15 protein-coding genes are annotated in these 18,635 nt (G+C 71.7%); 10 read left to right on the forward strand and 5 right to left on the reverse strand.

The window, feature by feature from the left end:
• Nucleotides 1-5: 5 nt before the first annotated feature.
• The 3 genes from ACFYWI_RS25310 to ACFYWI_RS25320 all read right to left on the reverse strand — a co-directional run bounded on the left by ACFYWI_RS25310 (nt 6) and on the right by ACFYWI_RS25320 (nt 2,920).
• A complete protein-coding gene (locus ACFYWI_RS25310) occupies nt 6-1,304 on the reverse strand; it encodes a coenzyme F420-0:L-glutamate ligase (protein ID WP_389236663.1) in 1,299 nt (432 codons plus the stop codon).
• Nucleotides 1,301-2,257, reverse strand: a complete 957-nt coding sequence (cofD, locus tag ACFYWI_RS25315; RefSeq protein ID WP_389236665.1) for a 2-phospho-L-lactate transferase — start codon at nt 2,255-2,257, stop codon at nt 1,301-1,303. The genes ACFYWI_RS25310 and cofD overlap by 4 nt, the downstream gene beginning before the upstream one ends.
• 171 nt (nt 2,258-2,428) lie before the next feature.
• Nucleotides 2,429-2,920: a cysteine dioxygenase gene (locus ACFYWI_RS25320; protein ID WP_389236667.1), complete on the reverse strand. Its 492-nt coding sequence runs from the start codon at nt 2,918-2,920 to the stop codon at nt 2,429-2,431.
• Between the two features lie 659 nt (nt 2,921-3,579).
• Here ACFYWI_RS25320 and ACFYWI_RS25325 point away from each other — a divergent pair.
• The 3 genes from ACFYWI_RS25325 (at nt 3,580) to ACFYWI_RS25335 (ending at nt 9,312) form a co-directional block, all read left to right on the forward strand.
• Nucleotides 3,580-3,843 carry a WhiB family transcriptional regulator gene (locus ACFYWI_RS25325; protein ID WP_018846780.1) on the forward strand — a complete coding sequence of 88 codons (264 nt, stop codon included), beginning with the start codon at nt 3,580-3,582 and terminating at the stop codon, nt 3,841-3,843.
• Between the two features lie 199 nt (nt 3,844-4,042).
• A complete protein-coding gene (locus tag ACFYWI_RS25330; RefSeq protein ID WP_389236670.1) occupies nt 4,043-7,747 on the forward strand; it encodes a glycosyltransferase in 3,705 nt (1,234 codons plus the stop codon).
• Nucleotides 7,744-9,312 (forward strand): DUF5719 family protein, encoded by a 1,569-nt coding sequence (locus tag ACFYWI_RS25335; RefSeq protein WP_389236672.1) that lies wholly within the window; start codon nt 7,744-7,746, stop codon nt 9,310-9,312. The genes ACFYWI_RS25330 and ACFYWI_RS25335 overlap by 4 nt, the downstream gene beginning before the upstream one ends.
• Nucleotides 9,313-9,531: 219 nt before the next feature.
• Here the strand turns inward: ACFYWI_RS25335 and ACFYWI_RS25340 are convergent, their stop codons facing one another.
• Nucleotides 9,532-9,960 carry a metallopeptidase family protein gene (locus tag ACFYWI_RS25340; protein ID WP_389236674.1) on the reverse strand — a complete coding sequence of 143 codons (429 nt, stop codon included), beginning with the start codon at nt 9,958-9,960 and terminating at the stop codon, nt 9,532-9,534.
• Nucleotides 9,961-10,234: 274 nt separating this feature from the next.
• Between ACFYWI_RS25340 and ACFYWI_RS25345 the strand changes: the two genes are divergently transcribed.
• The 6 genes from ACFYWI_RS25345 to ACFYWI_RS25370 all read left to right on the forward strand — a co-directional run bounded on the left by ACFYWI_RS25345 (nt 10,235) and on the right by ACFYWI_RS25370 (nt 16,636).
• Nucleotides 10,235-10,663: a DUF3499 domain-containing protein gene (locus tag ACFYWI_RS25345; protein WP_389236676.1), complete on the forward strand. Its 429-nt coding sequence runs from the start codon at nt 10,235-10,237 to the stop codon at nt 10,661-10,663.
• A gap of 513 nt (nt 10,664-11,176) precedes the next feature.
• Entirely contained in the window at nt 11,177-12,541 is a 1,365-nt protein-coding gene (locus tag ACFYWI_RS25350; protein WP_389236678.1) for a phosphomannomutase/phosphoglucomutase, read from the forward strand.
• A 208-nt stretch (nt 12,542-12,749) separates the two neighbouring features.
• Nucleotides 12,750-12,932: a Trm112 family protein gene (locus ACFYWI_RS25355; RefSeq protein WP_389236680.1), complete on the forward strand. Its 183-nt coding sequence runs from the start codon at nt 12,750-12,752 to the stop codon at nt 12,930-12,932.
• 258 nt (nt 12,933-13,190) lie between these two features.
• A complete protein-coding gene (locus ACFYWI_RS25360) occupies nt 13,191-14,330 on the forward strand; it encodes an SIS domain-containing protein (protein ID WP_389236682.1) in 1,140 nt (379 codons plus the stop codon).
• A gap of 55 nt (nt 14,331-14,385) precedes the next feature.
• Nucleotides 14,386-15,549 (forward strand): mannose-6-phosphate isomerase, class I, encoded by a 1,164-nt coding sequence (manA, locus tag ACFYWI_RS25365; RefSeq protein WP_389236684.1) that lies wholly within the window; start codon nt 14,386-14,388, stop codon nt 15,547-15,549.
• 109 nt (nt 15,550-15,658) lie between these two features.
• Complete coding sequence (locus ACFYWI_RS25370) at nt 15,659-16,636, forward strand: cation diffusion facilitator family transporter (protein ID WP_389236686.1); 978 nt, start codon at nt 15,659-15,661, stop codon at nt 16,634-16,636.
• Between the two features lie 71 nt (nt 16,637-16,707).
• Here the strand turns inward: ACFYWI_RS25370 and lepB are convergent, their stop codons facing one another.
• Complete coding sequence (gene lepB / locus ACFYWI_RS25375; protein WP_389236688.1) at nt 16,708-17,403, reverse strand: signal peptidase I; 696 nt, start codon at nt 17,401-17,403, stop codon at nt 16,708-16,710.
• A gap of 535 nt (nt 17,404-17,938) precedes the next feature.
• Here lepB and ACFYWI_RS25380 point away from each other — a divergent pair.
• On the forward strand, nt 17,939-18,635 hold a 697-nt coding region (locus tag ACFYWI_RS25380; RefSeq protein WP_389236690.1), incomplete at its 3' end, for an adenosylhomocysteinase.

The following is an 18,635-nucleotide window of genomic DNA, read 5'->3' on the forward strand; positions in this document are numbered from 1 at the left end:
ACTTGTCAGCGCACCTCGATGAACGCCGACGCCTCTCGCGCCGGGCGCTCTTTGGGAGCGGCCGCCGCGTGGCCCACCGCCACCGCCCCCATCGGGTCCCAGTCGTGCGGGAGGTCCAGGACCTCCCGCACCACCTCGCGGCAGAACATCGTCGAGGACACCCAGGCCGAGCCGAGGCGTTCGGCCGCCAGCGCCACCAGGAAGTTCTGTACACCCGCGCCGGCGGCGACCACGAACATCTCGCGCTCGGCCGCGTCCCTGCGCTCGTCGCCGTAGTGGTGCGAGCCCTCCGTCACCAGGCAGGGGACCACCAGATACGGCGCGTTGCGCAGCACATCACCGCGCCTGACCCGCTTGGCGATCGACTCCTCGGACCTGCCGTCGCGCCGCAGGTCGGCGATCCAGGCGTCGCGCATCGCGTCCAGGAGCCGCAGCCGGGACTCGGCCGACTCCAGCAGCACGAAGCGCCACGGCGTCGTGTGGTGCGGCGCAGGCGCCGTCACCGCGGCCGCGACCGCGCGGCGCACCGCGCCGCCGTCGACCGGTTCACCGGTGAACTCCCGGACCGTACGGCGCTGGGTGACCGCCTCCCGGATCGCCTCCGACGTCCCGAGCCGGAACATGTCGTCGGCCCCGCCCCGCACCAGCGCACGGGCTCCCTCGTCGACGTCCGCGACCAGCTGCGCCAGACCGCGTACCACTGCGACCGGCAGCCCGCTCGCCTTGCCCTTCACCAGGTCGCCGGCCGCCGCGAGTTCGTCGGCGGTGGCCACGACCGTCGCGCTGAGCGGGTTGCCGTACGAGTCGGTGGCGCCTCGCAGATCGTCCAGGACCCGTACTCCCGCCGCGCCGATCGCGACATCGGTGAGCCCGGTGCGCCACGGCCGCCCCGAGGTGTCGGTGACGATCACGCCGACGTCGACGCCCAGTTCGTCACGCAGCCCTTCGCGGATCGCACGGGCGGAGGCGTCAGGGTCCTCGGGCAGCAGCAGCACGGTCCCGGCAGGGGTGTTGGATGCGTCGACCCCGGCCGCGGCCATCACCAGCCCCTGCCGGTTCTCGACGATGCGCAGCGGGCCGCGCCGCGCCACTACCCGTACGGTCTCCGCGTCGATGGCCGCCTCTCGGTCGGCCGCCTCGATCAGACGTCCCTCGGCCTTGCTGACGATCTTCGAGGTGATGAGGAGTACGTCCCCGTCCACGAGCCCGGGCGAGGTCGCGGCGATCAGCTTGGCGAGGTTGTCGCCGGGCCGGATCTCCCCGAGCCCGGGAAGCGCCCAGACCTCGTACGAGGGCGGGGTCACGCCCGTACCTCCTCGGCGAGCGACAGCGCCGCCCGCGCCATGTCGGCGGTTGCGTCCACGTCCTTCATCAGCAGCGGTACGGCCCGGCAGCGAATGCCCGCCGCCTCGACCGCCTCGACCGTGCTCGCGTCGGCGGTGTCGACCAGCCAGCCGTCGAGCAGCCCGGACCCGTAGTGATGGGCCACGGCCGCGGCGGTGGACTCCACGCCCACCGCCGCGAGGACCTTGTCGGCCATACCGCGCACGGGCGCGTCGCCGATGATCGGCGACAGGCCCACCACCGGGACGCCGGCGTCGGCGATCGCCTCACGGATGCCGGGCACGGCGAGGATCGTTCCGATGCTGACCACCGGGTTGGACGGCGGGAAGAGGATGACGTCGGCCTCCGCGATGGCCTCCAGCACACCGGGTGCCGGCTTCGCCTGGTCCGCGCCCACCGGCACGACGGCATCGGCGGGCACGGAGGCGCGCAGTTTCACCCAGTACTCCTGGAAGTGGAGGACCCGGCGCTCGCCCTCGAGCTGTACGGCGACATGTGTCTCCACGCGGTCGTCGGACATCGGCAGCAGCCGTACACCCGGGTTCCAGCGGGCGCACAGCGCCTCGGTGACGGCGCTGAGCGGGTAGCCCGCGCCGATCATCTGGGTCCGGACGATGTGTGTGGCGAAGTCGCGGTCGCCGAGCCCGAACCACTCCGGTCCGACACCGTACGCGGCGAGTTCGCTCTTGACCTGGAAGGTTTCGTCCGTACGGCCCCAGCCCTGCTCCTCGTTGATGCCACCGCCGAGGGTGTACATCACGGTGTCGAGGTCGGGACAGACCTTCAGTCCGAACAGATGAATGTCGTCACCGGTGTTGCCGATGACGGTGATCTCGGCGTCGGGGGCGGCCGACTTGAGACCGCGAAGAAAACGGGCGCCGCCGATGCCGCCGGCCAGAACCACAATGCGCATGCAGACAGTCTGTCAGGCGCAGCCTGTCGTCTGTGGGGCGGTGGTCGGGTGACGGGAGGGCCTGTCAGGCGCAGCCTGTCGTCTGTGGGGCGGTGGTCGGGTGACGGGAGGGCCTGTCAGGCGCAGCCTGTCGTCTGTGGGGCGGTGGTCGGGCGACGTCGCAGGGGACCCTCAGGCCGGGACCGCTTCCTTCGCGCACTGCGCGGCGTGCATCGGCATCTCGGTCAGACCCGGGTAGTAGATGTGCAGGCTCACGGCCGGTTCGAGGGAGTCGTTGACCACCTCGTGCACATATCCGGGGGCGAACACGCGCTGCGTGCCCGCCGCGAGGGAGCGCTCACCGCGCTCGGTGCGCTCGCTCAGCTCGCCGTCGAGGACGGTGAGAACGCCGGAGGAGCGGCCGTGGTCGTGCAGTCCGCTGCCCTGGCCGGGGACCCAGCTGAGCAGCCAGACCTCGTAGCCGGGGCCGGTCTGCAGCCGGTGGTACCAGCGGGAGGTCGCGTCGTACTCGACGAGGTGCTCCCACTGCGCGCGGTCGGCGGCGATGGTGCGGGCCAGTCCGGCGAACTCGGCCACGGTTGCCGGGTGCTCACGGGCGGGCTGGAGGAGGTGCTGTACGGCGAGGATGTCGCCGGCGATCTGGAGGTCGCTGTCGCTGTTCATGGGTGCGGTGGTTCCTCGGCTGAAACAGAAAGTCAGTCTGGGGGAGGGTGTCGCGGTCTCGCGCAGAGCGCGGGGAGGGGCTGGAGCGCTGGGGCATCAACAGCTGGAACAGCAACAGCGTGCCTGGACAGCGCTGCGGAACCCACGGACGGGGCTCGCGAGGGGCGCTGAGGTCGCTGGCATGGGATCAAAGGTGCCGGGTCCCCTATCCGACTGTCAACTCAATGACCGATTTGGGGGCAAAGTTTCACCTCTTTTGGTTGCCGCATCCGGAGAAAGGTTTGTGCAGTCGCGACCCGGGAGACATGGCGCAGCAACCGTGTACGCAAACGTCGTTGAGGGTGCGTGATCAGACTGTGATCCGGATCGCTTTGCCGTCCGGATCGCAACAAGATCGATGTTTGCGACGTTCTCCCTGGCGGGGGAGGGCGTCCCCCGCCAGGGGGAGGTGCGGAGCAGGCCGCTGGCATGTGTCACCTTTTTGGTGATTTGAACACTTTCCGCATAGCCTTGGTTCCGCAGAGTGAATACCGGGCCCAATAGCAGATCTCGGCTTGACTGGCCCGGAGCCACACACTTGTAATTTCACTCGTGTCGTTCGGCCGAAATCGATCGCGGCGGCAACATCACGGGGACGCAAAGACAGACGAGGGGCGCACATGACCGAGCTGTTCCAACAACTGCTGGTCGAGGACGCGGACGAGGAACTCGGCTGGCAGGAGCGCGCGTTGTGCGCCCAGACCGATCCCGAGTCCTTCTTCCCCGAGAAGGGCGGTTCCACCCGCGAGGCAAAGAAGGTGTGCCTTGCCTGCGAAGTCCGCTCGGAATGTCTCGAGTATGCCCTCAACAATGACGAGCGATTCGGAATCTGGGGCGGTCTGTCCGAACGGGAACGCCGACGACTCAAAAAAGCCGCCGTCTGATCGCCGCCCGCCATCGAGTCAGCCTGGACCCACCCCTGAACAGCAGAAACCGTACAACCTCATACATATCGAACGGTCCGTCGCCCGAGGGTTCTCCACAGGCGGCGGACCGTCCACATGCCAGCCGTTAGTGTGGGGCCCCGTCCGTGACGCACCAACGCCCCTACGGGGTGACCCCGGCCGGAGGGCCCGTACCTCAATGTCCGCCACCACCGCCGCGTTCGTTCCCGCACAGCCGCCCGAGTTCCCGCGGCATGTCGTCACCGCCGTGCTCGTCTCCCATGACGGCGCGCGCTGGCTTCCCGACGCCCTGGCAGGGCTGCTCGGGCAGGAACGCCCCGTACAGAACGTCATGGCCGCCGACACCGGCAGCGCCGACGATTCCGCGCAACTGCTGACCGACGCCCTCGGACCCGACCGCGTCCTGCACCTCGCCCGCCGTACCGGCTTCGGCACAGCCGTCGACGAGGCTGTGCGCACCGCCCCCGCGCTCAGCCCCGACGACCTGCCGTATCTGAAGCGGCCCAGCGGCTGGGACCCGGTCAGCAGGACTTGGCGCGACGACGCGTACGACATGCCCGAGCTGCCCCACGGCGAGCCCGTCCAGTGGCTGTGGCTCCTCCACGACGACTGCGCACCGGAGCCCGACGCCCTCGGCGAACTGCTGCGCGTCGCCGACTCCGACGCGTACGCGACCGTCATCGGTCCCAAGCTGCTCGGCTGGTACGACCGCAAGCAGCTTCTCGAAGCGGGCGTCTCCATCGCCAACAGCGGCCGGCGCTGGACCGGGCTCGACCGGCGCGAACAGGACCAGGGGCAGCACGACCAGGTCCGGACCGTACTGTCCGTCTCCTCCGCCGGCATGCTCATCCGCCGCGACGTCTTCGAGGAGCTCGGCGGCTTCGACCGGCGACTGCCGCTGATGCGCGACGACGTCGACCTGTGCTGGCGTGCCCACAGCGCGGGCCACCGCGTCCTCGTCGCACCCGGCGCCGTCGTGCGGCACGCCGAGGCCGCCGCCCGCGAGCGCCGCACCGTCGACTGCGCAGGCCGCTCGATCGCCAGCCCGCACCGCGTCGACAAGGCGGGTGCCGTCTACACCCTGCTCACCAACGCCCGCGGCATCGCACTGCCCTACGTACTGCTGCGCGTCGTCCTCGGCACCCTGCTGCGCACCCTCGCCTACCTCGTCGGCAAGGTGCCCGGCCAGGCCGTCGACGAGGTCATGGGGCTCTTCGGTGTCCTGCTGCGCCCCGAGCGGATCATCGCCGGCCGCCGCAGACGGTCGAGGCGAGCGGTCGAGGCGAGCGAACTGCGGCCGTTGTTCCCGCCGCCCGGCGCGACGGTACGGGCCACCTTCGAACAGATCACCTCGAACTTCGGCAGCTCGGACGCCGACTCCGGCGGCTCGAGGCACGGCGTCGTCGAATCGGGCCCCGGTGGCGACGACGCCGACTATCTGGAGATCGAGCAGTTCGCCCGGCTGAAGAAGCTCGCGCGCAAGCCCGGCCCGGTGCTTTTCGCCCTCTTGCTGATCGTCTCCCTCGTCGCCTGTCGCGGACTGTTCGGCGGCGGCGCACTGGCCGGCGGCGCCCTGCTGCCGGCCCCCGCCGACGTGTCCGACCTCTGGGGCCGCTACGCCGACAGCTGGCACCCCGTCGGCACCGGCGGAACCCAGACCGCACCTCCCTACCTCGCCGTGCTCGCGGTCCTGTCCGCACTCTTCGCCGGCTCCACCGGCCTCGCACTGACCGTGCTGCTGGTCTGCTCGGTCCCGCTCGCCGGCCTCGCCGCGTACTTCGCCTCCCGCCCCCTGGTCGAATCCCGGCTGCTGCGGGCCTGGGCGAGCATCGCCTACGCCTTCCTGCCCGCCGCCACCGGCGCACTGGCCACTGGCCGCCTCGGCACCGCGATCCTCGCCATCGTGCTGCCGCTGATCGCCCGCGCGGCCGTGGCCGCCCACGGGCTGCGCGCCGCCGACGGCGTACGGGGCAGCTGGCGGGCCACCTGGGCCTACGCCCTGCTGCTCACCTTTGCGATGGCCTTCACGCCCGTCGTATGGCCGCTGGCCGTCGTCCTCGGTATCGGCGTCCTCGTGCTGCGCCGCGACGACATCACCGCCTACGCGCTGCGATTCCTCGCCGCCGTCGGCACCCCGGTGCTCGTCCTCGCCCCCTGGTCGCTGTCGCTGCTCACCAGCCCCTCCGGCTTCCTGCGCGAGGCGGGACTGGCCTACAGCACGAGCCCGGCGGGCGCGCTCGACCTCCTCGGCATCAGCCCCGGCGGGCCCAAGGCCCTCGGCGGCCTGGTGATGATCGGAATCGTGCTGGCCGCACTCGCCGCGCTCCTGCGCGAACAGCGGCAGTTCGCGATCCGCGCCGCCTGGGCCGTCGCGCTGGTCGCCCTGACCTTCGCGGCGCTCGTCAACGGCTCCGGCGACGACGCCTCCGGCTGGGCAGGCCCCGCCACGCTCGTCTACGGCATCGCGCTGCTCGGCGCCGCCGTGCTCGGCGCCGAAGGCGCCCGTACCCGCGTCGCCGCCCAGAGCTTCGGCTGGCGTCAGCCCGTCGCGGCGCTCGTCGCAGTGGCAGCCGGCCTCGCCCCGCTGCTGGCCGCGGCCAACTGGATGCTCGGCGGCGCGGCGGATCCGCTCAAGCGCCGCGACCCGGTCCAGGTGCCCGCGTTCGTCGCCGAGGAGAGCGACACCCGCGACCAGCCGCGCACCCTCGTACTCGGCGGCACCTCGGCAGCGGAGGTCTCCTACACCCTGGTCCGAGGCTCCGGGGGACGGCTCGGTGACGCCGAGCTCGCCCGGGCGGGCGGCAGCGACGCCCTTCTCGACAAGATCGTCGCCAATCTGGTCGCGGGCTCCGGCGCCGACCAGACCAGCCAGCTCAGCGGCTTCGCGATCCGCTACGTCCTGGTGCGCGACGGAGCGCCACGCCAGATGAGCCGTGTGCTCGACGCCACCCCCGGCCTGAGCCGGCTCAGCCAGCTCGACGGCAGCGCACTGTGGCGCGTGGACCGCCAGGTCGCCCGGGCCACCGTCGTCAGCGGCAAGGCCGACCCGCTGCCGATCGCCTCCGACCCCGTCGAGGCGCACGCCAAGATCCCGGCCGGTGAAGCCGGGCGGACCCTGCGCATCGCCGACCGTGCCGCGGAGGGCTGGCAGGCCACCCTCGACGGCCGGGTGCTGAACAAGACCACCGTCGACGGCTGGGCGCAGGGCTTCGAGCTGCCGGCCGAGGGCGGGCAGCTGGCCCTCACGTACGAGGAGCCGACGGCCCACACGGTGTGGATCTGGACGCAGGCCTTCCTTTCGCTCGTCCTGGTGGTGCTGGCGCTGCCCGGCAGGCGGCGGGAGATCGATGACGACCTGCCGGCCGAGGAACCCGCCGTGCCCGCACAGCCGGTGGACGGTGAGGGGCGCCGGGCGCGCAGGCTGCGTGCGATGGCGCAGGCGGAAGCCGATGGAGAAGCCGACGCCCAGGAGGCCGCGCCCGCCCCGGACCCCTACCTCCAACACCCCTCCGAACAGGACGTGTTCGCCGCCCCGCAAGGCGACGCCAACCCGCCGTACGCAGCGGTGCCCGAGCAGCAGTACGGCGAGTGGGACACCACCCAGGCGTACACCGACGCCGGCTACGCGGCTCCGTACGGCAACGAGCAGTATCACGGCGGCCAGTACGGCGGCGAGCAGCAGTACGGCTCCGAACAGCCCTACGGTGACGGCCAGTACCAGCAGCAGTACCAGGCCGACCCGTACCAGGCAGCGTCCTACGGGAACGGCCAGTACCAGCAGGAGGGGCAGTACGACCCCTACGGCTACGGCGACCCGAACGGCGGCCAGTACCCCGAACCCCCGGCCCAGGCCCCCGGCACAACGCGAGGCGATTCAGAGTGAACCGCACGACCATCTCCCTGATCGCGGCTGCCACCGCCCTCGCCGCGATCACCGGATTCGCCTCGCTCACTGCCCCGGACGGCGCGGCGTCTGCCGGCGGCAAGGCCCCGGCGCGACTTCCCGTGGAACGCTCCAGCCTGCTCTGTCCGGCGCCGAGCAACTCCGAGCTCGCGGAGACCCTCTACACGTCCTTCACCCCGCCGGCGGCGAAGCAGTCGCTGGCGCAGGACAGCGGCTCCGAGGACGGTGCGGCAGAGACCGACTCGGCCGAACTGAAGCCCTCCGCGGCCGCGTTGTCCCTCCCCGACAGTGAGACCGCCAAGAAGAAGGACAAGGGCCGGGCAGGCGCGAAGAAGCCCACCCGGGACAAGGCCGTGCTCGCCGTGAAGGAGCCCGGCAAGCCGGTCTCCGCCGAGGCGAACGGAGGTGAGGCCCCCGCGCTCGTCGGTACGGCGACCGGCCGCCTCGCCCCGGGCTGGACCGCTCAGCAGACCACCACGGTGGCCGCGGGCGGCGGCCGCGGCCTGCTCGGCGTCAGCTGCACCGCCCCCGACACCGACTTCTGGCTCCCCGGAGCCTCCCTTGCCGAGACACGCCAGGACTATGTGCATCTGACCAACCCGGACGACGTCGGCGCCGTCGCCGACATCGAGCTGTACGGCAAGGACGGCGCGCTCAAGACCACCCTGACCGAGGGCATCCCGGTCCCGGCCGGATCCAGCGTTCCGGTCCTGCTGTCGACGCTGACCGCCGACAAGGCGGCGGACGTGACCGTTCATGTCACGACGCGTACCGGCCGGGTCGGCGCGGTCGTGCGGGCCGCCGACGAGGTGGCCGGCAGCGACTGGCTCGGCGCATCGGCCGACCCGTCCGGCACCACCGTGCTGCCCGGTATCCCGGCGGACGCCACCTCGGTGCAGCTGGTGGCCTTCGCCCCGGGGGACGACGACGCCGACCTCACGGTGCAACTCGCGGGCACCACCGGCAGGATCACCCCCGCCGGGCACGAGACCCTGCACGTCAAGTCCGGTATGACGGCCAGCGTCGATCTGGCGGACGTCACCCGCGGCGAGGCCGGGTCCCTGATCCTCAGCCCCGCCGAGAAGGGCCGGCCGACGCCTGTGGTGGCCGCGCTGCGCGTGGTGCGCGGCAAGGGTGCCAACAAGGAGATCGCGTTCATCCCGGCGGCGGCGCCGGTGGGCACGCGTGCGTCTGTGGCGGACAACCGGGCCAAGGGCTCGGTCCTGGCGCTGACCGCGCCGGGCGCGGCCGCCGAGGTCAAGGTGACGGCATCGGCGGGCACCAAGGGCGGCAGCGAGGTCGTCAAGACGTACAGGATCAAGGCCGGTACGACGCAGGCGGTCACCCCGCCGGTGCCGTCCGGGCTCAAGGGTTCGTACGCGCTCACGGTCGAGACGCTGTCGGGCGGCCCGGTGCACGCGTCGCGCACGCTCGAGCTGGCACAGGACGGCATCCCGATGTTCACGGTCCAGACGCTGGCCGACGACCGGGGGACGGTCGCGGTCCCGGAGGCGGAGCAGGACCTGTCGGTGCTCGACGACTGACGGCCGGCCGGGGGCTGACGGACGGGGCCCGGGGTGTGACGGCCCGGCCTCCGACGGACGACTCCGGGGGTGGGTCCACGGCCTGACGGATGGCTCCGGGGGTGGGTCCACGGCCTGACGGCGCGGGAAGCGCCGGCGCCGGCCGTGCCCGTAATTCCCGCGAACGCTGCCCGTGCCCGGTCGGTCTCCCCGGGGCCGCGCTGTCCCCGTGCCCTGCGGTCAGTCCTGCCCGTACCGCGGGTCGACCGACTCCGGGGCAAGGCCCAGCAGCTCGGCCACCTGTTCGACGACCACCTCGTGGACCAGCAGCGCGCGCTCGTCCCGATTCTTTGTCCGAATCTCGACAGGCCGCCGGTAGATCACGATCCGGGCCGGCCGGTCCTTGGCGGCGGGCAGCGCACTGCCCAGCGGCACCGATTCGTCCGGCGAGCCCGGCACCTCCATCACCAGGAAATCGACGTCGGCCAGCTGAGGCCAGTGCCGCTCCAGCCGCTCCACCGAGTCCTGTACGAGATCACGGAAAGTCTCCGCACGGCTTGCGGAGAGCGGCACCTGCGGCGGTGCGACGGGTCCGCGCATGCCGCGCCCGTGGCGGTCGCGGCGGCGCGGCCTGGGCTCGGCCGGGCGGGGCGGTACAGGACTGTCCATCACTGACGCAGGGTAACTCTCCCCGGCGGGCGGTGGCCGGGTCGGTGCCGCGGCGCGAGATCATGTCGCTTATTGAACATTCCGGCCATGCTTGGGCGCGGTTGCGCGGCCTCCCGCGATCGTTGATCTCATCGTGATTGACCTTATTTGCCCCAAGTCGTGACCGGGTCACGGGTGGTCGCGGCCCGTATGCTTCTCTTTCCGTGCAGGTCAGGCCAGTTGCTCGAAGAACCGCTCAGTGGGTCGTCGCATCACGACACGGGGGAGTGACCTGGTGGAGAGTCGTCGCAGCCCGCTCAAGAGTGCGGTACCGTCCAACGTCGTGAGCCCTGTACGTCGCTGTTCGCGCACCGCGTGCGGCCGCCCTGCCGTCGCGACACTGACGTACGTCTATGCCGACTCGACTGCGGTCCTCGGCCCGCTCGCCACCTACGCCGAGCCCCACTGCTACGACCTGTGCGCCGAGCACAGTGAGCGCCTGACCGCGCCCCGCGGCTGGGAGGTCGTGCGGCTCACCGACGGCTCCGCCCCGGCCCGGCCCAGCGGCGACGACCTCGAGGCGCTGGCGAACGCGGTACGGGAGGCGGCCCGCCCCCAGGGGCGTACGGCCGAGGCCGGCGGCCAGGGCGGCCGGCGGTCGGCGGACCCGAGGGAGGTCGCGCGCCGCGGCCATCTGCGGGTGCTGCGCTCCCCGGACAACTGAGCCGGAAAGAATCTCCTCCCCATCGGCCCTCCCTCGACGGATTCATTGAATCCTGTACGGCCGATGGAATCCTGGCCGATGGAACCTGTACGCCGGCCGTGCGAGACACTGCCGCCGGCCCGCATCGGTACGCGGACTCGCCTCCGCCACCGCCGGCTCGCGGCGGTCGATCATGCTTCGGCCCAACCCGCCCGGATCGGGGCCGCGTTGGTGAGCCCGGCTGCGCTCGTCGTGATGCCGGGTTGCGCACACCGGACAAGGAGCCGGTGCCGCGGCGATGAGGGGCGGGCGTACGCGGGCGAGGGCATCCGATGATCGCGTGCGTGCGCTGCCGTCCCGCCCGCCTGCAAGGAGGGTGATCTGTTGTGCGAGGTGCTGCCGTGGCACCTGGGACTTCTCCCGGAGACGTGCCTGATCGTCACTGCACGGAGCACGACACTCCTGGGCTCGATGCTGCCTTAGTTTGAGGGGGTAGTTTGATGTGACCGCACAGACTTTCAGGAGGGTTGGGCCGTGGCTGCTGATCTGTCGCAGATCGTGAAGGCTTACGACGTCCGCGGGGTGGTGCCTGATCAGTGGGACGAGTCCCTGGCCGAGCTGTTCGGCGCTGCATTCGTGCAGGTGACGGGCGCGGACGCGATCGTTGTCGGCCATGACATGCGCCCCTCGTCGCCCGGCCTGTCGCGTGCGTTCGCGCGCGGGGCGGCGGCCCGGGGAGCGGACGTCACGCTGATCGGCCTGTGTTCCACCGACCAGCTGTACTTCGCCTCGGGCAAGCTGGGGCTCCCCGGCGCGATGTTCACCGCCTCGCACAACCCGGCTCAGTACAACGGCATCAAGATGTGCCGCGCGGGCGCGGCCCCGGTCGGCCAGGACACCGGTCTCACGGACATCCGCGCGCTGGTCGAGACCTGGTCCGAGCAGGGCGCGCCGGCCCCCGCCGCGACCGCGGGCTCGGTGAGCGAGAGGGACACCCTGGCCGACTACGCGGCCCATCTGCTGTCCCTCGTCGACCTCTCGGCCATGCGGCCGCTGAAGGTGGTCGTGGACGCGGGCAACGGCATGGGCGGCCACACGGTCCCCACCGTGTTCGGGTCGCTGCCCCTGACCGTCGTGCCGATGTACTTCGAGCTGGACGGCACGTTCCCCAACCACGAGGCCAACCCGCTGGACCCGGCGAACATCGTCGACCTGCAGGCCAGGGTGCGCTCCGAGGGCGCCGACCTGGGCCTGGCCTTCGACGGCGACGCCGACCGCTGCTTCGTCGTCGACGAGAGGGGCGAGGGCATCCCGCCGTCGGCGATCACCGCCCTGGTCGCCGCCCGGGAGCTGGCCAAGCACCCCGGCGGGACCGTGATCCACAACCTGATCACCTCGTGGTCGGTCCCGGAGGTCGTACGCGAGAACGGCGGCACCCCCGTCCGTACCCGGGTGGGGCACTCCTTCATCAAGGAGGAGATGGCCCGCACCGGAGCGATCTTCGGTGGTGAGCACTCCGCGCACTACTACTTCCGCGACTTCTGGAACGCCGACACCGGCATGCTCGCCGCCCTCCATGTGCTCGCGGCGCTGGGTTCGCAGGACGGACCGCTGTCCGAGCTGGTCGCGCAGTACGACCGCTACGCCGCGTCCGGCGAGATCAACTCCAAGGTCGACGACCAGGCCGGCCGCGCCGCCGCGGTCAAGGCGGCGTTCGCCACCCGCGACGACGTGACGGCCGACGAGCTGGACGGGCTGACCGTGGCGAGCGAGGACTGGTGGTTCAACCTGCGCCCGTCGAACACGGAGCCGCTGCTGCGGCTGAACGTGGAGGCACGCGACGAGGTGACCATGGCCAAGATCCGCGACGAGGTCCTGATGCTGGTCCGCGGCGCCTGACACCCTGCGCGGTACGTGCCCGGGGCGGCCGCCCCGCCCCGGGCACGGACCCCAGAACGAGCCGCACCGCGCCCCCCGGCGGTAGGCTGACGACGCTTGATCCGCTGGATTCGCCTGATCCGCCCGACCCGCGAGACCGCATGCCTCCTGCATATGGCACGCGGTGACGGCATCCGGCAGGCGACACGCCCGAAGGGACACCGCTGTTATGCCGCTCGAAGCCGGCCTCCTGGAGATCCTCGCCTGCCCGGCCTGCCACGCACCGTTCGACGACCGCACGGCAGCCGACCCGCCCGAGCTGATCTGCACCGGCACGGACTGCGGCCTGGCCTACCCGGTCCGGGACGGCATCCCCGTCCTCCTCGTCGACGAGGCGCGCCGCCCCGCGTAAGCGGGCGGGCCATGCGCGTCCCCGGCGTACACCGACCGGTCATCCTCCGGACGGCCGGACGTCGCCACCGTGTACGCCGGACGGCCGAATGTCGGACCGTGCACCGAACGGCCGCACATCCGGCCGGACGCGTGAGCAGGCCGGTTGCCGAACGGCCGGTCCAACGGCCATGGGACGGCCGACCGCGGGCCGTCCCGGTACCGCACAACCGAACAGACACACCCCCCGCACGCGTACGGCGATCGGAGGCCCACCCCCATGCTCGACGAGTCGCTCCTGGACGCCCCGGAGGCCCTCGCCCGATCCGACCGCCGCGGCCTCCTTCGCGGCGCGGCCGAGGCGGGGGCACGCGTACGCACCGCCGCCCGGCACGCCGCCGAGGCCGGCATCGCCGAGCTCAGCCCCGAGGGGCGCCCCCGCGCCGTTCTCGTCGCGGGCTCCGGCACCGCCGGCTCCGCGGTCGCGGACCTGATCGGCGCCCTCGCCGGTGCCTCTGCCCCCGTCATCCCCTTGCGGCCCACAGGCGTGGCCCACGCGGCAGGCGCCCTGCGCTGGGCGCTGCCCGGCTGGGCCGGCTCGGTGGACCTGCTGCTCGTCGTCACCACCGACGGCAGCGAGCCCGGCCTCGCCCAGCTGGCCGAGCAGGCGTACCGCCGCGGCTGCACCGTCGTCGCCGTAGCCCCGCAGCGCTCACCGCTGTCCGAGGCCGTCGACGGCATCCATGGCCTGGTGGTGCCCCTGGCGACCGCCCCGTACGAGCAGTACGACGAGACACAGGCCGCGGCCGGCCCCGGCGCCCTGTGGGCGCTGTTCACGCCGCTCCTCGTGCTCCTCGACCGCGTCGGCCTGATCGAGGCGGCCCCGGAGGCCCTCGCGAAGGTCGCCGACCGTCTCGACCGCACGGCCGAACGCTGCGGCCCCGCCATCGCCACCTACAGCAATCCGGCCAAGACGCTCGCTGCCGAGCTCGCCGACAGCCTTCCGCTGATCTGGACCGAGGGCGTGGGGGCGGGACCGGCGGGCCGCCGGTTCGCCGCTGTACTGGCCGAGCTCGCCGGCCGCCCCGCCCTCGCCGCCGAGCTCCCCGAGGCGCTGCCCGCCCACGGGGTCCTCCTCGTGGGCGACTTCGCGGCCGGCGCCGACCCCGAGGACTTCTTCCGCGACCGGGTCGAGGAGCAGCAGGCGCTGCGCGCCCGTGTCGTCCTGCTCCGGGACCACCCGGCGGGCGGCCTGACCGCGGCACCGGCCGCCCGCGAACTGGCGCTCGGCCACGACACCCCGATCAGCGAGCTCGAACCGGAGGAGGGCACGCAGCTGGAGTCGATCGCCGAACTGCTGGCCATCACCGACTTCGCCGCCGTGTACCTGGCGCTCGCGAACTCGGGCGAGCACCCGTAGCGACCACCGCTCCACCGACGCGCGTACCCGACGAAGGGCACAGGAAGATCCGATCATGGACCGCCTCTCCAACACCGTGCGCCCCTATGCCTGGGGTTCCACGACCGCCATCCCGGAACTGCTCGGCATCGCCCCCACCGGTGAGCCGCAGGCCGAGATGTGGATGGGCGCCCACCCCGGAGCCCCGTCCGGCACGGCCCGCGGCGCACTGAACGAGCTGATCGCCGCCGATCCCGTCGGCGAACTCGGCACGGCGACCGTCGAGAAGTTCGGCCCCCGCCTCCCCTTCCTCCTCAAACTCCTCGCCGCGAGCGCCCCGCTCTCCCTCCAGGTCCACCCCGACCTCGCGCAGGCCAAGGAGGGCTACGCCGCCGAGCAGAGCGCGGGCATCGCCATCGACGCGCCGCACCGCAACTACAAGGACGCCAACCACAAGCCCGAACTGATCTGCGCGCTCACGCCGTTCGACGGCCTGTGCGGGTTCCGCCGGCCGGTCGAGGCCGCCGATCTGCTCGCCGGGCTCGAGGTGGACTCCCTCAAGCCGTACGTCGACCTGCTCCACGCCCACCCCGAAGAGGCCGCGCTGCGCGAGGTGCTCACCGCCGTACTGAGCGCCGACCCGCAGGAGATGGCGGTCACGGTCACCGAGGCGGCGGCCGCGGCACAGCGGCTGGGCGGCCCGTACACCCCGTACGCGACCCTCGCGCACCACTACCCCGGCGACCCGGGAGTCATCGCCGCGATGCTGCTCAACCATGTCCAACTGCAGCCCGGCGAAGCCCTGTTCCTCGGCGCCGGCGTCCCGCACGCGTATCTGAACGGCCTCGGCGTCGAGATCATGGCCAACTCCGACAATGTGCTGCGGTGCGGACTGACCCCCAAGCACGTCGACGTTCCCGAACTGCTGCGTATCGTCCGCTTCGAGGCTGCCGACCCGGGCGTGCTGCGCCCGGAGGCGTCGCCCGCCGACGAAGAGGTCTACGACACCCCGATCGACGAATTCCGGCTCTCCCGCCTCGTCCTGGCCCCGGGCGCCGAGCCCCGCGACCTGACCGCGACCACCCCGCAGATCCTGCTCTGCACGGCAGGCAGCGTGACGGCCGGGGATCTGACCCTCACCACGGGGCAGTCCGCCTTCGTACCGGCCGGGGACAAGACGCAGATCTCGGGCACGGACGACGGGCCGGCCACCGTCTTCCGGGCAACCGTGGTGGCCTGAGTCGGCGACGCCCGCCGGTGCTGCAACAATGGCGCACCGCAAAGACCGGGCAAAGCCCGGACGGCGACCGACGTCAGTACGGGTCAGTACGAAGGGACATCCGGCACACATGAGCGCGTCAGGCGGAACCAAGGCGATCGTGGCGGCCCTCGCCGCCAACCTCGCAATCGCGGCAGCGAAGTTCGTCGCGTTCCTGTTCAGTGGCTCGTCGTCGATGCTCGCGGAGAGCGTCCACTCACTGGCGGACTCCGGCAACCAGGGCCTGCTCCTCCTCGGTGGCAAGAAGGCCCAGCGCGAGGCGACCCCCCAGCACCCCTTCGGATACGGGCGCGAGCGCTACATCTACGCGTTCCTCGTCTCCATCGTGCTCTTCTCGGTCGGCGGCATGTTCGCCATCTACGAGGGCTACGAGAAGATCAAGCACCCGCACGAGATCACGGACTGGTACTGGCCGATCGGCGTCCTCGTCTTCGCGATCATCGCGGAGTCGTTCTCCTTCCGTACGGCCATCAAGGAGTCCAACCCGCTGCGCGGCAAGCTGACCTGGACCCAGTTCGTCCGCCGCGCCAAGGCGCCCGAGCTGCCGGTCGTCCTGCTCGAGGACCTCGGCGCACTGGTCGGTCTGATCCTCGCCCTCGGTGGCGTCGGCCTCGCGCTGCTCACCGGCAACGGGGTCTGGGACGGCATCGGCACCCTGTGCATCGGTGTGCTGCTCATCGTGATCGCGCTCGTGCTCGCTGCCGAGACGAAGTCCCTGCTGCTGGGCGAGGCGGCCGGCACGGACGACGTCGAGAAGATCAAGGCCGCGATGGTCGACGGTGACACGGTCACCAGCATCATTCACATGCGTACGCTCCACCTCGGTCCCGAGGAGCTGCTGGTCGCCGCCAAGGTCGCGGTCCGGCACGACGACACCGCCGCCGAGGTCGCCGCGGCGATCAACGCCGCCGAGGACCGCATCCGCGAGGCCGTGCCGATCGCCCGGGTGATCTACCTGGAGCCCGACATCTACAGCGAGACAGCGGCCGCGGCGGGTGTCAACCCGAGCAGGTCCCCGGGCGGCCCGACCCCGCCCGCGGACCACTGACCGCTCCGCACCGACGCGAAGGTCCCCTGCTCGCGGAGCAGGGGACCTTTCCTTCATGCACGTCCGTCACATCACATCTGTCGTGTGTACGCGTACGGGGGCGGTGGCGCCGCAGCCTTGTGGGCATCGCGCCCCACGATCCAGCCGGCCAGCCCGCATCCGCCGCCGATCAGGGCCAGCACGGCGCCCGCGACGGTCAACAGCCCCAGGACGACGACGATGGTGATGCCGTCGAGAGCCCGGCCGCGTACCGCCGACTCCGGCACGGTGCCGGATCCCTCGTCGAGAAAGAAGCGCGAGTCCCTCGAGTTCCCGCGGTTGTCTCCCAGCAGGAACAGCCGTCCCTCGGGCACGGTCACGTCGTACGAGGGGAATCCGATGGCAGCGTCGCCGTCCTTCACGTACGGCTCCGGGAGCGGCTCGCCGTTCACGCTGATGCGCCCGGTGGTTCCCTCCGTGCAGCAGACGATGTGATCGCCGCCCACGCCCACGACCCGCATCACGCCAAGCCCCTCGTACCGCTCGGGCGCACTGAACAGCACGATGTCACCGCGCCGGATCCCGCTCCCGTCGACCTGCTCGAAGGCGAGCTTGTCGCCCTGCCGGTAGGTGGGCTCCATGGAACTGCTCATGGCGGTCGTGGTGTTGAATCCGGTTGTGAGGAGCACCAGGGCGCCCACTGCCAGGACGACGCCGAGCGGCCCCAGGAGCCACCCCGTGAGCCTCAGCCCACGTCCTGGTCGTCTCGGCCGCGCTTCCGGTTCCATACGTACCCCTCCCCTGGGCCGCCCGTGCGACCGAAAGCGCGCGGGCTCCGCACAACCGCTGCGCGGAGCCCGCACCTTACTGGTGCGCGGACCAGCCACTGATCTCAGCCCGGCACCTCAAGGGGCCACCGCCGGCCGTCGCGAGCGGCCGCTCCCCGAAGCCGCTCGCCGTCCTGGTCACGTGGTTCTTTCGACGGTGTTCGACGGTCGTCAGTACTGCCGCACCCGACCCGGCAGATGCTGCCGCAGCCGACCCGGCAGACCCCCGATCCCGGAATCCGGCCGCGACCAGGCAAGGGCGGGCTGGGGTCGGCTGCGCCGATCGGTGTAGATTCGTGACCAGAGCCAGACGTCGCTGCTGATGGCGGTCGGGCGGTCCCGCGCGGACCGACCGAGGGAGAGAGGGCCTCCGACGGACTGCACTGCGAGCACCCGGGCATCGGTATGCCGTCGTTTCCGGCGCAGGTCCAGGCCCAGGTCATCGCAGAGCCAGCCGTACCCACACCCTCGACCCACACCACGAGGAGCAGTTCGCATGTCGACTGTCGCCACTGGCCAGGACTTCAAGGTCGCCGACCTTTCCCTCGCCGCCTTCGGCCGCAAGGAGATCACTCTCGCCGAGCACGAGATGCCCGGCCTGATGTCGATCCGCAGGGAGTACGCCGAGCAGCAGCCGCTCGCCGGCGCCCGCATCACCGGTTCGCTGCACATGACGGTGCAGACCGCGGTCCTCATCGAGACCCTGGTCGCCCTCGGCGCCGAGGTCCGCTGGGCGTCCTGCAACATCTTCTCCACCCAGGACCACGCCGCCGCCGCCATCGCGGTGGGCCCGAAGGGCACCCCCGAGGCCCCGCAGGGCGTCCCCGTCTTCGCCTGGAAGGGCGAGACGCTGGAGGAGTACTGGTGGTGCACGGAGCAGGCGCTGACCTGGCCGAACACCCCCACCGGCGGTCCGAACATGATCCTGGACGACGGCGGCGACGCCACGCTCCTGGTCCACAAGGGCGTCGAGTTCGAGAAGGCCGGAGCCGCTCCCGACCCGTCGACGGCGGACAGCGAGGAGTACGCCTACATCCTCACCCTGCTCAACCGCACCCTGGGTGAGAACCCGCAGAAGTGGACCCAGCTGTCCTCCGAGATCCGTGGTGTGACCGAGGAGACCACGACGGGTGTGCACCGGTTGTACGAGATGCACCGTGACGGGACGCTGCTGTTCCCGGCGATCAATGTGA

Origin of the sequence: Streptomyces sp. NPDC002889, from assembly GCF_042888425.1 — a bacterium.
Taxonomy (GTDB): Bacteria; Actinomycetota; Actinomycetes; order Streptomycetales; family Streptomycetaceae; genus Streptomyces.

Excerpts from the sequence above, each read along its gene's own strand:
- cofD (WP_389236665.1), bottom strand. The coding sequence starts at position 2,257 with ATGCGCATTGTGGTTCTGGCCGGCGGCATCGGCGGCGCCCGTTTTCTT.
- ACFYWI_RS25320 (WP_389236667.1), bottom strand. The coding sequence starts at position 2,920 with ATGAACAGCGACAGCGACCTCCAGATCGCCGGCGACATCCTCGCCGTA.
- ACFYWI_RS25325 (WP_018846780.1), top strand. The coding sequence starts at position 3,580 with ATGACCGAGCTGTTCCAACAACTGCTGGTCGAGGACGCGGACGAGGAA.
- ACFYWI_RS25330 (WP_389236670.1), top strand. The coding sequence starts at position 4,043 with ATGTCCGCCACCACCGCCGCGTTCGTTCCCGCACAGCCGCCCGAGTTC.
- ACFYWI_RS25340 (WP_389236674.1), bottom strand. The coding sequence starts at position 9,960 with ATGGACAGTCCTGTACCGCCCCGCCCGGCCGAGCCCAGGCCGCGCCGC.
- ACFYWI_RS25355 (WP_389236680.1), top strand. The coding sequence starts at position 12,750 with ATGCCGCTCGAAGCCGGCCTCCTGGAGATCCTCGCCTGCCCGGCCTGC.
- ACFYWI_RS25360 (WP_389236682.1), top strand. The coding sequence starts at position 13,191 with ATGCTCGACGAGTCGCTCCTGGACGCCCCGGAGGCCCTCGCCCGATCC.
- manA (WP_389236684.1), top strand. The coding sequence starts at position 14,386 with ATGGACCGCCTCTCCAACACCGTGCGCCCCTATGCCTGGGGTTCCACG.
- ACFYWI_RS25370 (WP_389236686.1), top strand. The coding sequence starts at position 15,659 with ATGAGCGCGTCAGGCGGAACCAAGGCGATCGTGGCGGCCCTCGCCGCC.
- lepB (WP_389236688.1), bottom strand. The coding sequence starts at position 17,403 with ATGGAACCGGAAGCGCGGCCGAGACGACCAGGACGTGGGCTGAGGCTC.